Source organism: Myxococcus sp. CA039A (genome assembly GCF_013336645.1).
In the GTDB taxonomy this organism is placed as follows: Bacteria; Myxococcota; Myxococcia; order Myxococcales; family Myxococcaceae; genus Myxococcus; species Myxococcus llanfairpwllgwyngyllgogerychwyrndrobwllllantysiliogogogochensis.
The window spans coordinates 1-14,110 of sequence record NZ_JABUMQ010000303.1; the positions used below are offsets into that span (position 1 = coordinate 1).

Genomic DNA, 14,110 nt, shown 5'->3' on the forward strand with positions numbered 1-14,110 from the left:
CTCGGGGAGTGGGGTGAAGTGGCGGTTCTGGCCGGCAAGACTTGCCGGGGTCCGGCGAGGGTTGCCGTTTCAGGGGCGCGGCGTGGCGCAGACGCGCAGGCCGATGAGGGCCTCGCGCTGTGTGGGCTCCACTCGGTCCCGGTTGGCGGAGTGCGCGGTGAGGTCGCTCTGGTACCAACTGCCGCCCTGCGCGGACGGCTTGGTGGGGTCCACGCTGGAGCGGGTCCACTCCCAGACATTGCCCGCGAGGTCGTCCACGCCGAAGGGGCTGCGCGAGCGCGGGTGGCTGCCGACCTCGTCGGGTCCGAAGCCTCCGGGCTCTCGGCCGTACGTCACGTCGTGGTTGGCGTCGTCCGGGGACAGCCAGTCGCCCCCCGGGTAGCGTCGTCCGTCGGCGCCCCGGGCGGCGCGTTCCCACTCGTGCTCCGTGCAGATGCGCGCTCCGGGGACCTGGCCGGTGTGGTCCAGCCAGGCCACGTAGGCCTCCGCGTCCACGAAGGAGATGGCCGACACGGGGAAGCGCAGCCAGTCCTGTTCGAGACGTCGGTCTCGCTTGCCGTAGCGCAGGCGCTCTCCGTCGAGCACGCTGTAGCTGGCGGAGGCCGGCCGCAGGTTGAGGCGCCACCGTCCGTCCGGCTCCTGGGCCAGGTCCACCACCGTGAGGCGCCGCCGCGAGCCCGGCATGCGCGCGGTGCGCTCCTCGGGCGAGAGGGTCTCCAGGAAGGTGATGTACTGGCCGAACGTCACCTCGTGCCGGGCGATGAGATAGGCGCCGGTCTCCAGCTCGTGCAGCGGGGGCGAGAAGAAGAAGGCCCGGCGCAGGAATTCGCTCTCGGATGCGCCCTGGAGGAAGCGGCCGGGGGGCACGTACACGAAGCCCTCGGGGACGGCGGAGGCTTCGGGCAGCGCGAGGTCCAGGGAGAGGGTTTCGCCCGGGCGCACCAGGATGGGGGCTCGCACGGGGAAGCGACCCGGTGCCTCCACCAGAATCAGATGAGAGCCCGCGGGAAGCTCCAGCTCACGCAACGGCGTCTGTCCCAGGTCTTGTCCGGAGGATGCCGGTGGCGCAGGTGAGTCCGAGGGCCGCGCCGTGTCGCTCGTTGGAGAGATGTCGGGGGTGGCTTTCAGCAGTCGCACCCGTGCGCCCGGAGGCGAGGTGCTGATGGAGACGCGCGCGGGTGCCACCAGCTTCTGTTGTCGCAGGCCCGATGTGTCGTAGGCGGCGAGGCGCGTGAGCAGTTGGGTGCGCAGCTCAGGCTGTCGCTGTCGGTCGGCACGCTCCGCGCGCTCCGCGAGCAGGTCCGCGAGGGGCTCGTTCACCCGAGGGCTCCCCGGGTCCAGGCCCCAGGCCGTCTCCAGCGCGGCCTGGGCTCGCAGCGAGAGGGTTTCGACTGCCTGCTCCTCGTCTCGGACGCGCGCCCACAGCGTCTCGGCGGCTTCGCGCCGCTCGGGGCCCGGCGTGTCGAAGAGGGCGAGGGACTCCTGGCGCAGTCGCCGCGCCGTCGCGTCCTTCTCGCGGGCATCGTCGTGGTGTCTTCGTGCTTCGTCGAGGTGCTGCGCGATGCGGGCTTCCAGTTGCGCGCGCGACTGCACGCGAGTCACCGCCACCACCGCCAGTAGCGCGAGCGGCGCCGCGATGGCCACCGTCCAGCGTGCGGCCCGGCGACGACGGGCCGTCTGGTGCGAGCGGGCGAGGAAGTCCTCCTGGCCTGCTCCCTCGGGAAGCACTCCGGCGGCGCGCGCCTCGGTGAGCTGTCGCTCCGCGTAGAGCAGCTCGGAAGGTTGGCCCAGTCGTGCCCATTCGGTGGCGGCGCGAGCGAGGCGGTGCCGTATGGCGCGGCGCTGCTCATCCTGACCCAGCCAGCCGCGCAGCGTGTCCCAGCCCGTGAGCAGGCTTTCGTGCGCGAGCGTGTAGACACCCTCGCCGCTCTCGGCCTCGCCCGCCGTGAGCAGGCGACCGCGCACGAGGCCATCCAGCACCGCGCGGCCGTTGTCATCGCCGGGCCCTCGCAGCAACTCCTCGCGAGTGCGGCGCAGTCGCGTGCCCTCGGGAGTGACCAGCTCCAGCAGCAGCTCCCGTGCGCGGGGACGCTGTTCCGGTCGGAGCTTCTCCACCACCGCGTCCGCATGACGGGCCAGCGCGCCCTCCACGCCGCCGAGTGACGCCAGCGCCTCGGCGGGAATGGTGCCTCGCGCGACGTCGCGTGCCTCCCACAGTGCTTCCAGCGCGAACTGCAACAGTGGAAGTCCGCCGTCGGCGCGTGCGGCGGAAGTCACGAGTGTGTCGACCAACGCGGGGGACTCGAAGCGAACGCCGAGTGCGCGGGCGGGACCTTCCACGGCCTCGCGCAGTCCTCGCTCGGACAGGGCGCGGACGAGGTACAGCGCGCGGGGAAGCTCGTCTCCCAGGCCCGGCAAGGCGACCAGACGGGTGAGGCAGTCACTGCGCGCGGTGGCCAGCACGCGGATGCGCGGAACCCGGTGCAGTGCGAGGGCCAGCTCCTCGGCGAGCCGCGTGGCCTGGGTGGGCTCGGAGAAGGTGACGAGTTCCTCGAGTTGGTCGATGAAGAGGAGCACCGGTGGGGCGCCCGAGGGACGACGGCGCAGGGCTCGGGCGAGGGCTCCGGGTTCCTCGGTGGCCACCTGCGCGAGGAGCGCATCGGGGCCTTCCTCGAGCACGGGTGCCAGGGCTTCGGCCAGCGCCTCCAGCGGGTGCCTTCCGGGAGTCCACGAGACGATGGTCCACGCGGGGTTGTCGTCGCCGCGTCCGGCGCTGGCGATGGCGGGCAGCACTCCGGCGCGACACAGCGATGACTTGCCGACGCCCGAGTCTCCCGCGAGCAGGACGAAGCGCTCGCCGCGCAGCCGGTCCAGGACCTCACCCAGCTCCGCCTTGCGGCCGAAGAAGACGCCCCGGTGCTCGGCCTCGAAGGTGCGAAGTCCCCGGTAGGGATTGCCGGAGGGCAGGGGAGAGGTGTGAGCGGAGTGGGCCAGGGCTTCCAGGGCCTCGCGCAGCGCGTCTCCGGATTCGAAGCGTTGCTCGGGGGCCAGGGCGAGGCAGCGGTCCACCACGGCGGCCAGTCCGGGAGGAAGGTCGAGGTCCTGCTCCACGAGCAGGCGAGGGCGCTGCTCCAGTACGGCGCGCCCGAGGTCGGACAGGGGCACGTCTTCGTGGGGCGCGGTGCCAGTGCACAGCTCGTGGAGGAGCACGCCCATCGCGTAGATGTCGCTGGCCCGGCTGGCCTGCTCACCGCGCCAGAGTTCAGGGGCGAGATAGAGCGGCGTGCCGGGTACGGTGAGCGGAAGGGGCGAGGGTCCTCGGTGCGCGGGGGGCACGCCATCCCAGGGGCCACCGGGAGACGAGTCGTCGCGAGGGCTCGCGACCTCGCGAGGGTCCGTCGTCGGCCGTGGTGCTCCGCTTCGTTCTCCGTGCGCCGAGGGAGCCGGGTCTTGCGACGTGCTTGATGGATGCTCGTTCGCGAGAGCATCTCGTGCATGCGGCGCTGACGGAGCGGCGAGTCGCGGGCGCGTCTCCGCTGGTTGCCCTGGCGCGATGTCCTCGACGGGAGGCCCTACTGGACGCGTCTCCGCGGGCTGCCCATGCGCGACGTTCTCGCCAAGAGGCGCCACTGGACGGGTCTTCGCTGGCTGTCCTGGTGCGACGTTCTCGCGAGGAGGCGCCATGGGACGCATCTCCGCTGGCTGTCCTGGCGCGGCGTTCTCGCCAAGAGGCGCCATGGGACGCGTCTCCACCCGGGACGTTGGCGAGGTGGCGTCGCCAGGAGGCGTCATGGGCCAGGTCTGCACCAGCGCGTTGAGCGGGGTGGCGTCGCCAGGTGGCGTCATGGGACGCGTTTGCACCTGTGCCTTCGGCGTGGTGCCCCCGCCAACATGTGACACCAGGCGCGTTTCCACATCGGGCTCCGTGCCCCCACGCGCATCCTCCCGGCCAGCTCCCCGTCCCGTGTCGAGCGTCTCGCGAGGTGCCTCTCGTTGTCCCGTGTCGCGCGTCGCGCGCGGTGCCTCTCTCCGTCCCGTGTCGAGCGGCGCCTCTCGTCCCTCGTCACGCGCGTCTCGAAGACCCGCTGTGCTCGCGCCCCCCGTCCACACCAGCGCGCGAGGACCGTCCTCGCCCGTCCACGACTCCGCGAGCCCGAAGTCGAGCAGCTTCACCTCACCTTCTTCGGAGAGGATGGCGTTGGCGGGCTTGATGTCGCGGTGCAGGACCCCGCAGCGGTGCGCCGCCGCGAGCCCGCGCGCGAGTCCAATCCCCAGCACCAGCACCTGCCGCCCGTCCATCGGACGCCGCAGCGTGTCCAGCGGCTCGCCTCGGATGAGCTCCGACACGAGATACGGCTGGCCGCGCACCTCACCCACGCGGTGGATGGCCACCACGTTGGGATGCTGGAGCCGGGCAATCGCCCGCGCCTCCTGGAAGAACCGCGCGCGTGCCACCGCGTCCGGCAGTCGCCCCGCGGGCGTCGCGATGAACTTCACCGCCACCAGCCGGTCCAACAAGGTGTCCCGCGCGAGAAAGACCTGTCCCATGGCGCCACGCCCCAGGGGGCGCAGCACCTGGTACTCCTCGAACTCGCGGGGGGGCTCCAGCAGCCCGGGTGGCGCGCTCATTCCGGCGAGGTGCCTCGGCGCGCGGAGCGAGGTTGCAGTCCCAGTTGCTTCAGCTTGAACGAGAAGGTCCGGATGGGCATTCCGATGAGCGCCGCCGCGCGCGTCTGCACGCCCTCCGCCGCCTCCAGCGCCTCCTGCATCCTGCGTCGCTCCAGCTCCCGAATCTCCTGCGCCAGCGGCAGCCGGGGCCGATGCGCCGGAGCCAGCGCATGCTCCGGTTCCGGCTCCACCACCTCCGCCTGCGCTACCGTCCGCCCGCTCGACATGCGCGCCGGCAGGTGGTGCGGCTCCACCACGTCGCCCGTCACCGCCGCCGCCACGTAGTCCATCAGGTTGCGAAGCTCGCGCACGTTGCCCGGCCAGGTGTGCCGCGACAGCGCATGCAACGTGCCCGACGCCAGCTCCAACTCCCCACGCCCCAGCGCCACACAGGCCCGCTCCAGGAAGTCACGCGCGAGCATGGGCACCTCGCGAGGCCGCTCCCGCAAAGGAGGCAGCAGCACCGTGGCCGCGCCCAGCCGGAAGTACAGGTCCTGCCGGAAGCGCCCCGCCGCGACTTCCGCCTCCAAATCCCGATGCGTGGCGGCCACCACGCGGATGTCGATGGGCCGCTCCCGCGTATCTCCCACGCGGGTGATGCGACGCACCTCCAGCGCGCGCAGCAGCTTGGCCTGCGCGGACGCGGGCAGCTCGCCCACTTCATCCAGGAACACCGTGCCGCCCTGCGCGCTCTCCAGCAACCCCGCGCGCGACGTGGTGGCACCCGTGAACGCGCCGCGCTCGTGGCCGAACAGCTCGCTCTCCACCAGGCCTTCCGGAAGGGCCGCGCAGTTGACGGGCACGAAGGGACCGGAGGAGCGACGCGACCAGTGATGCACCGCGAACGCGGCGTTCTCCTTGCCCGCGCCCGTCTCTCCGCACACCAGCACCGGCAGCTCGCTCGCGGCCAGCCTGCGCAAAAGCGCGTAGAGCTGCGCCATCGCCGGGTCCGCCACCAGCACCGTGCGCTCGCCCAGCGACACCCGGGTGATGTCCTCCGCCGCCGAGGCGAAGCCCCCCGGCGCCGCTGTCCGCGCGGCCGTGCGCGCCGCGGCCACCAGCGTCTCCGCGTCACAGCCATCCGACGGACACGTGGCGGAGCCCAACCGCGCGCGAGGGCACGCACTCAAGAGCGCCTCCACGCGCTCCCCCATCCCCTCCTCGCCTGGATCTCCCGACACCTCGGGCAACAGCCACAGCAGGTGCTCACCGTCCAGCCAGCCCGCCGCCTCCGCGGGCCCCGCGTCTGAGCCCAGCACCGCCTCCACCGCTTCGCGCTCGGAGGAACCCTGCTCGGCCAGCGCGAGCGTCAGCACCGTGAGCGGCCGGCCATAGCGCAGCGCGCGTTCCACCTCCTCGCGCAACTGCCCCATCAACCGGTCCGCGTCGAGCGCCCTGCGCGCGGGCATGGGCCGGCGCTTCGCCCGCACCACCGCCACCACCGCTCCGAAGGAGAGCACATCTCCCGACAACAGCGGCCGCGCATCCTCGAGCTGGCGGCCGTTGATGGACGTCCCATTCTGGCTGCCCAGGTCCACCACCCGCGCGCCCTCGTCCGTCACCAGGATGCGCGCGTGACGGCGCGACACGCTCTCGTCCTTCAGCTTCAGGTCCGCCTTGTCGTCGCGGCCCACCAGCACCACGCCCTCGGCCGGCAGCGGGAAGCGCCACGACGACTCGCCCTCCAACACCAGCAGGTACGCCGCGCCCGTCCCGGAAGGCTCCGAGGGGGTGCCGATGGGGCGGGTGTCTCGAGCACTGGGAGGCGGAGCGGACATCAAGCGGTCGTCCATGCTGGCACGCCCGCGTCGAGTCGAGCAACCCAGGGGTACCCAGGAAACAAGGAGCCGCTTGGGACCCGAGCGAAGGATGCTCACTTGCGCAGCGTCATGGGCAGACGCTCTCCCGCCCGGGAGAGGTAGACGCGGGAGCTTCGGCGGCCCCCTTCGTTCTGGGGACGTACGACGGCCTGCCCCCGCAGGCCCTGTACGCGCAACAGCGAGGTCAACAGCTCCGCCTGGGCATCACCGTTGTCATGCTCCACCTCCAGCGTGCACAGGTGGGTGCGGCACTCCACGCGGGTGAGCCGCGAGCCCGTGAAGTCCGGGCCCTGAAAAGACCTGGTGACGAGCGACTCGGTGGGGACCGCCCACTGCGTGTCCCGAGGCTCCGTGTTCGCGGCGGCCTCCAGCTCCGCGTCCAGCTCCATCACCCGCTCCCGCCGACGCTGCTCCTGCGCCGCCTGCTCGGCCTCCTTCGTGGGCGCGGTGTCCGGGCCCTCGGAGCCCTCCTCCTTCGCGGTGACGCTCCCCCCCGGAGGCGTCGCCGGTACATGGGGCTGCTGCTCCAGGCGGCCCTGTGCGCGGCGCAGGGCCTCCAACTCCGCGCGCAGCGCGCGCACTTCCTGCTCCAGGTCCGCTGGAGGTCCGGTGTGAACTTCCGCGACGGCCGGAGGTGTCGCGCCCTGCATGGGCACATCCCCCCTCAGACTCCACACTCCGGCGACGGCCACGGTGGCTCCAGCCAACCCCAGGACTCCCCAGCGGACCTTGGACATGGTGGCTACTCCGAGATGTAGAAGCTGGAGAGCGTGGACTGGAAGCCGGAGTAGGGGCCCGGCAGCTCGCAGCGCAGGGCGATGTAGCCGTTCACGGACGCGAAGGCCGTCGCCAGGTTCAGCGAGATGGTCTTCGGGTTGGCGGTGTCGGCGCCGGCGGTGCAGCCGGAGTCAGCGGTGATGGCCGTCCCGTCGGGCTCGGTCAGCGTCGCGGTGCAGCAGACGTTCTCGGTGAGGTGCGGGTCTCGCGCGGTGATGAGGAAGGAGACGTTCTCGTTGAACGAGGGGGCGACGACGTTGCGCTGCACGGGACAGACGACCTCGATGGCGCCGCCGGTCTGGTTGATGAGCCGGCCGCTGCGGAAGATGCTGGGCGCGGCGAAGCCCGACACGGACGTGCACAGCGCGCCCGCGTAGGTCGCGGGACCGGCGACCGCCGGCAGGGCACCGAGCAGCGCGAGCGCCGCCACCGACTTCTTGAACGTATTCTTCGTCATGGGATTTTCCTTGTCCTGCGCGCCACCCCCGAGATGTCGCGTCATGCGCAAACCCGGGTGGCGTGCTGGGACAGGGAAGAGCAACGAAGATGCCAGCGTCTGGCGGCCCGCCTTTCGAGGGAGGGGACACGCCCCCCGGCAGGAGTTGCCGCACGGCGCGGTCTTCGGACCGGCAAGGCTTGCCGTCCCCGGCGAATCTTGCCGGGGTGTGAATGACGAAGCCCCGGCCACCTACGGGCGCCGGGGCTCCAGGCTCACGACAGGGGTTGTCGCGGGCTACTTCGCGGCGTCGAGCTGTGCGACCTTGCTCTGCGTCTGCAGCGCCGGGGGCGAGGCATTCAGCGTGCCCAGGTACAGCCGCCCGTGGAAGCCGTCCGGCCGCGCGGCGTCGAAGAGCTGCACGCCCTCGTTCACCTTGGAGAGCTGCAGCGCTTGATTCGTCGGGCTGATGGCGAAGACGTTGCACTCCACGTCCTCCCAGACGCTGTAGCGACAGGCGAACTGGGTGCCGCGCTTGAAGCCCACATCCAGGGCGCGCACGGACGAGGGCAGGGCCCGGGCCACGCGCGCGCCGAACGGCTCGAAGTCGCCGTCCCAGCCCACCTTCGCGGTGCGCGCGTGCACGCTGCCGGTGAGCACCAGCGTCCAGGACTGGGCGCGCTTGGACTGGAAGGCGAGCAGGTGTTTGGCCATCTGCGCCTCGCGCTCGTTGCCCTGCACCTTCTCCCCGTCGATGGCGGCCAGGGCCACGTCCTTGCCGGAGACGCGCAGGCGGCGCACCTGCTCGACGAGCCAGAGCATGGCGCGGCTGCTGCGACCGTCCTGGTACACGCGGCGCCAGAAGGCGCTCTCCGACAGCAGCTCCTGCGCGTCCTCGGACGTGCCCTCACTGGCGAGGTAGCGCTCCAGCAGCGGCTGCTCGGAGATGGGCGCCGACAGGGCAAGCGTCACCGGCAGCCCCTTCGACGTGGCCTCGCACAACATCCGCAAGGCGGTGGACGGCACCTCCTGGGTGCCCAGCGGGTCCGCGACGAACAGCACCTGCCCCGCGGCCAGCAGGGGGCTTGCGCCCTCCACGGGCTCGCCGCACTCCGCCGCGCGGACCGTGCCCGCTTCGCCCGTCTCTCCCCAACCCTCCATCATCACCGAGCGCATGGGCACCGGCGCGTTGCCGCCCACCAGCTCCAGCGCCGGCACCATCTCCAGCCGCTCGAGGAGCTGCCGCTCGATGCCCAAATCGCGCACGCCGTGCACCATCCGGAAGCGCTCCATGCCCGGCGCGTTCGGGAACGGGTCCTCGAGCGCGACCTGCCGGCGGAAGCCCTGCGCGTTGGTCTCGGTCCGGAAGGCCTCCAGCCGCGCATCCAGGGGGTTCGAACTCTGGTCGGAGAGCAGGTCCCGGTTTATCGAGCCCGCCACGCGCGGCCCCTGCTCCACGACGTTCTCCATCTCGTTGTAGCGGAGCCGGAAGACGCGGACGAGCGTCTTGCGAGGCCCCAGCCGCTCGCCCTTGACGTAGTAGCGCTCGAGGGTGCGCAGGTTCTTGTTGTTCTTCCCGGGCTCGTGCGCGGAGGAGAACAGCTCCAGTCCGCCGTCCTTCTCCAGCACGTCGTAGCGTTCCGACTCCAGGATGCGCCGGGCCGTCATCATCGCGTCCTCGACGGGCACCAGGTACACCGTCTCCTCGACGGGGGTTTCGAACTGGCCTGTCTCCGGGTTGATGTTCGCCCCGAGCGGACGGGTGAGCGACGCACACCCCGTGAGCATCAATCCCAGCAGCAGTCCGTACCGGCGCATCTTGGCTCCCTGTTCCAGGCGTGAGATGCCCGGCGCGTCACTCCCACACAAAACGCCCGGTGGCGGATGAGTATATCGCGGCCTCCCGCACGGCTCAGTGCGTCGCCCGCGTGGGTGTGTCGACAGGGGCACGGGCCTGGGCGTGCAGTGCGGGCGGCGACGCACTCAACGCGCCCAGATACAGCCGGCCGTGGAATCCCTCCGGAAGGGGCGCGCCGAACAGCTCCAGGCTCGCGGGCTGGCCCACGGGGTGTCGAGTCTGTTTCGAGGGGCTGATGGCGAAGACGTCGCACTCCACGTCCTCCCAGACGTTGTAGCGACAGGAGAACTGGGTGCCGCGCTGGAAGCCGATATCGAGCGCCTGGACGGAGGGCAGCTGACCTGCGAGCCGTGCGCCCAGCGGCTCGAAGTCGCTGTCCCAGCCGACCTTCTGCGTGCGCGTGTGTGTGCCTCCGGCGAGCACCAGCGTCCACGCGGGGGCGTGCTGGCGCTGGAAGTCGAGCACGTGCCGGGCCATCCACGCCTCGCGCTCGTTGCCGCTCGCCTTGTCGGCGTCGAAGGCCACGAGCGACACGTCCTTGCCGCTGGCGCGCAGGCGGCGCACCTGTTCGATGAGCCACAGCATGGCGCGGCTGCTGCGGCCATCCTGATACACGCGGCGCCAGAAGGAGCCGTTGCCCAGGAGCGTCTGCGCGTCGCTCGCGAGTCCGGCGCTGGCCAGGTAGGCGTCGAGCAGGGCCTGCTCGGTGGAGGGAATCGACAGGCCGAGCACCACGGGAAGTCCCTTCGCCGTCGCGTCACACACCAGCCGCAGCGCGGCCGAGGGCACCTCGCGCGTTCCCAGGGGGTCCGCGAGCAGCACCGTGGCGCCCGCGGTCATCACCACGTCCGTGCCGGTCAGGGGCGCGCCGCACTCGGGTTCGGGAGCGGACGCCGGGGCTTCCTCCGCCCACTCCTCCATCATCACCGAGCGCACGGGCACGGAGGCGTTGCCGCCCACCAGCTCCAGGGAGGGCACCATCTCCAGCCGCTGGAGGAGCGTGCGCTCGATGCCCAAATCCCGGTTGCCGCGCGCCAGGCGATAGCCCTCCACCTGGGGCGCTCCGGCGAAGGGGTCTCTCTTGAAGGGATTGTCCACGCCGTCGGCGTTCCGGTGCGCTTCTTCCCGGACACCGGCGGCCAGGGGCGGCGTCTCCGCCACGGTGTCGATTTCGCTGTAGGAGAGTCTGAAGACGCGGACCAGCGCCCTGCGCTCACCCAGCTTCTCGCCCTTCACGTAATAACGCTCGAAGTTGCGGGAGCCGGCGCTGCCCTTGCCGGGCTCATGGGCGGAGGTGAACAGCTCCAGCCCGCCTTCCTTCTCGAAGACGTCGTAGCGCTGCTCCTCGAGGATGTTGCGTGTCATCGCCATCGCATCGGCGAGGGGGACCAGATAGACGGTCTCCTCTTTCGGCGCGGGCTCGCCCGCCTCGTCGATGGGGACGCCCAGGCCCCGCGAGAGGACCGCGCACCCCGAGCACACCAGCCCTAGCATCACCGCCATCCAGCGCATGGGAAGCCTCCATGGGCGCCTGGCTGCTCGCGACTCCCAGCCGCCGCCTGTCACTCGACACGGAACGCTCCGGCGCTCCGGCTATATCGAGACGCGAGGGGGTGGGTTGGTGCCGGGGCCGTGGCTGTAGTGAACTGCGGTTCGTGCCCGCTCCCCTCGCTGTCTCCGCCGCGTCTCAGGAACGGACGGTCGGTCCGCTCCAGCTCCTCGCCCTGGGCGTCAATGGCATCGTCGGTGTCGGCATCTTCTTCGCCCCCGCGGAGGTCGCCGCGACCACGCCGGGCATGGGCGCGGTGCTGGCCTTCGCGCTCACGGGGCTCTCGCTGATTCCCGTGGCGCTGGCCTTCGCGGTGCTCGGTCGTCGCTTCGACGCGGATGGGGGGCCCGTCGTCTTCGCGCGGGCGGCCTTTGGCGAGCGAGTCGCCTTCCTCGTCGGCTGGGTGGCCTACGTCAGCGCGTTCCTGAGCACGGCCGCCGTGGTGGCGGGACTGTCGCAGGCGGTGGCGCCGTCGCTGGGGCTGGAGGGTCCGGTGGGGCAGCGCCTGCTCGCCTCGGCGCTGGTGACGGCGCTCGCGGCCATCGTCGCCTCGGGCATCCAGGTCTCCGCGCGGACGTGGACGTCGCTCACGGTGCTGAAGCTGCTGCCGCTGGCGGCGCTGCTCATCGCGTTCTCACTCGCCTCGGGGCCCCGGCCCGTCATCGCGCCCACGTCGGGGCTCGCGGATGGCGCGTGGCTGCGCGCGGGGCTCACGGTGATGTTCGCGTACCAGGGCTTTGAAATCGTGCCGGTGATTGCCGGACAGGTGCGCTCGTCGGAGCGCAGCGTGCCGCTGGCCACGGTGGGCTCGCTCCTGGGCGCGGTGCTCTTGTACGTGGGGCTCGTCTGGGCGTGTGTCGCGGCGCTGCCGGAGCTCGCGACGAGCGCCGCGCCCCTGGCCGCGGCGGCGGGAGTGTGGGGCGGGACGGGCCTGTCGAGGGTGGTGTCGGCGGGCACCAGCGTGTCCGCGCTGGGCATCTGCGTGGGGATGATGGTGACGACGCCGCGCTACCTGTCCGCGCTCGCGTCGGGAGGCCGGTCGCTGTTGGGGCTGGAGGGCATGTCACCCCGGGGCGTGCCCCTGCGGGCGCTGGCCGTCACGTGGGGCGCGGTGCTGCTCTTCGTCAATCTGGGGAACCTGTCGGAGCTCTTCGCGCTCTCCAGCATCGCCGTGCTGATGCAGTACGGCGTCACGGCGGCGGCGCTGGCGTGGCTCTCGTGGAAGCGTCAGCGGGGCCTGCGGCCGGTGCACGCGATATTGGCGGTGCCCACGCTGGGGCTCGGCCTGACGCTGGTGGCGTTCGGCGCGAGCCTTCGGGAGGCCGCCACCACCGGAGTCGCGGTGGTGGCGGGCCTGGTGCTGCTGGGGCTGTCCAGGCCGAGGGCCTAGAACTGGCTCCAGAGGTACTGGTTGGTGATTTCGTGGTGGAACTGGATTTCGGACGTCTTCACGCGGGCGCCCAGCTGCTTGGGGCAGCGCTCGGCGGAGGCCGTCTTCAGCTCCGCGAACTTGGACTGCACGTTCTCACCGAGGATGTTGGCGATGAACGAGCTGCCCTTGAAGAGGCGGATGGCGTCGAAGATGTTGTCCGGCAGGAAGCGGGTGCGGCTGCGCTTGGACTCCGCGTCCTCCTGCGGCTGCGGGCCTTCCAGGCCGGTGCGGAGCAGGGAGTAGAGCACCAGGTAGGGGTTGGCGTCCGGGGCGACGGAGCGGCACTCGACGCGCGCCGAGCGCTCGTTGCCGTAGGGGATGCGCACCATGGCGCCGCGGTTGTTGGCGCTGGCCTTGATCTGATTCGGGGCCTCGTAGTGCGGGTCCAGGCGGCGGTACGCATTCACGCTGGAGTTGAGGACCAGGCAGATGTCGTTGGCGTTGGTGAGCAGCCGGTCGATGAACTCCCAGCCCATGGGGCTCAGGTTGTCCTGGCCGGCCTTGTCGTAGAACAGGTTCTTGTTGTTCTTCGACAGCGACATGTTCATGTGCATGCCGTTGCCGTTGACGCCCGTCACCGGCTTCGGGAGGAAGCTGGCGGTGGTGTCCATCTGCGCGGCGACCTGGCGGCACAGGAGCTTGTAGAGCTGAATCTGGTCCGCGGAGATGAGCGCCTCGCTGTACGAGAAGTTCATCTCGAACTGGCTGGGGGCGACCTCCGGGTGGTCCTTCTCGTTCTGGAAGCCCATGGCGCGCTGGGCCTCGGCGGCCTTGTCGATGAAGGCGCGCAGCGGGTCTCCGGGCAGCGAGTGGTAGTAGCCGCCGGTGGAGATGAAGTCGAACTTGCCCGTCTCGTGGTAGTGGCGCTCGGCGTCACGGCCCTTGAAGAGGAAGCCCTCGACTTCGGGCGCGGCGTGGAAGACGGTGCCGTCCTTCTGGTACAGCGCCTCGGTGATGCGCTTGAGCTGGCCGCGCATGTCCGCGTGGTACGGGCTGCCGTCGCGCTCCAGCACTTCGCTGAACACCAGCACCTTGCCGGGTCCGAAGATGTCGGAGGGCAGCCAGTAGAAGGAGCCCCAGTCGATGTTCAGCCGCAGGTCGCTCTCCGACTGCTGGGAGAAGCCGCGGATGGAGGAGCCGTCGAAGGTGAGGTTGTCGGCGCTCTTGAGCAGGAACTTCTTGTCGTAGTCCAGCATGTGCAGCCGACCCTCGAGGTCGGTGAAGCACACGGTGACGGCCTTCAGGTTGCGCTCGTCGGTGAGGTACTTGATGCGCTCCTCGCGGACCTTGTCGGCGGCCACGTGCTGGACGCGCTGCTCCTTCACCTTGAGGTTGCGCTCCTCCAGCTCGTCGTAGGGAATCTCCAGGAAAGTCCGCAGCCCCTTCGTCTCCATGTGTCCGTGCCTCCAGGCCGGTGCCCGCCGTCAAACGGCGGCAGCGAATCCGTGGGCGCAGGTATTTACATTTGGCGACGGGAAATCAAGCCTAAATTTAGGCGAGTGAAGGCTAAATCCTTGGTCTAAAAACGTTTAAAGCCCGTTTGGCAACACTTGGGAGGGCCTCCGGGAGG

The 14,110-nt window shown here is 70.9% G+C and carries 8 protein-coding genes; 1 reads left to right on the forward strand and 7 read right to left on the reverse strand.

Features of this window, described 5'->3' with window-relative positions:
- Window positions 1–69: 69 nt before the first annotated feature.
- The 6 genes from HR086_RS36685 to HR086_RS36710 form a co-directional block, all read right to left on the reverse strand.
- Window positions 70–4,629 carry an SUMF1/EgtB/PvdO family nonheme iron enzyme gene (locus HR086_RS36685; RefSeq protein ID WP_174467956.1) on the reverse strand — a complete coding sequence of 1,520 codons (4,560 nt, stop codon included), beginning with the start codon at window positions 4,627–4,629 and terminating at the stop codon, window positions 70–72.
- Entirely contained in the window at window positions 4,626–6,461 is a 1,836-nt protein-coding gene (locus tag HR086_RS36690; protein ID WP_254626605.1) for a sigma 54-interacting transcriptional regulator, read from the reverse strand. The genes HR086_RS36685 and HR086_RS36690 overlap by 4 nt, the downstream gene beginning before the upstream one ends.
- A gap of 80 nt (window positions 6,462–6,541) precedes the next feature.
- Window positions 6,542–7,225, reverse strand: a complete 684-nt coding sequence (locus tag HR086_RS36695) for a hypothetical protein (RefSeq protein WP_174459820.1) — start codon at window positions 7,223–7,225, stop codon at window positions 6,542–6,544.
- Window positions 7,226–7,230: 5 nt separating this feature from the next.
- Complete coding sequence (locus HR086_RS36700; protein WP_141645141.1) at window positions 7,231–7,722, reverse strand: hypothetical protein; 492 nt, start codon at window positions 7,720–7,722, stop codon at window positions 7,231–7,233.
- 276 nt (window positions 7,723–7,998) lie between these two features.
- The gene (locus tag HR086_RS36705; protein ID WP_174467957.1) at window positions 7,999–9,519 is read right to left on the reverse strand and encodes a hypothetical protein; all 1,521 of its coding nucleotides are present in this window, start codon (window positions 9,517–9,519) and stop codon (window positions 7,999–8,001) included.
- Between the two features lie 94 nt (window positions 9,520–9,613).
- On the reverse strand, window positions 9,614–11,071 hold the full coding sequence (locus HR086_RS36710) for a hypothetical protein (protein ID WP_174467958.1): 1,458 nt from the start codon (window positions 11,069–11,071) through the stop codon (window positions 9,614–9,616).
- 143 nt (window positions 11,072–11,214) lie between these two features.
- On the opposite strand from HR086_RS36710, the gene HR086_RS36715 reads away from it, so the two are divergent.
- Complete coding sequence (locus HR086_RS36715) at window positions 11,215–12,498, forward strand: APC family permease (protein WP_141645138.1); 1,284 nt, start codon at window positions 11,215–11,217, stop codon at window positions 12,496–12,498.
- On the opposite strand, the gene HR086_RS36720 is transcribed toward HR086_RS36715, so the two are convergent.
- The gene (locus tag HR086_RS36720) at window positions 12,495–13,934 is read right to left on the reverse strand and encodes a glutamine synthetase family protein (protein ID WP_141645137.1); all 1,440 of its coding nucleotides are present in this window, start codon (window positions 13,932–13,934) and stop codon (window positions 12,495–12,497) included. The genes HR086_RS36715 and HR086_RS36720 overlap by 4 nt on opposite strands.
- Window positions 13,935–14,110 lie beyond the last annotated feature (176 nt).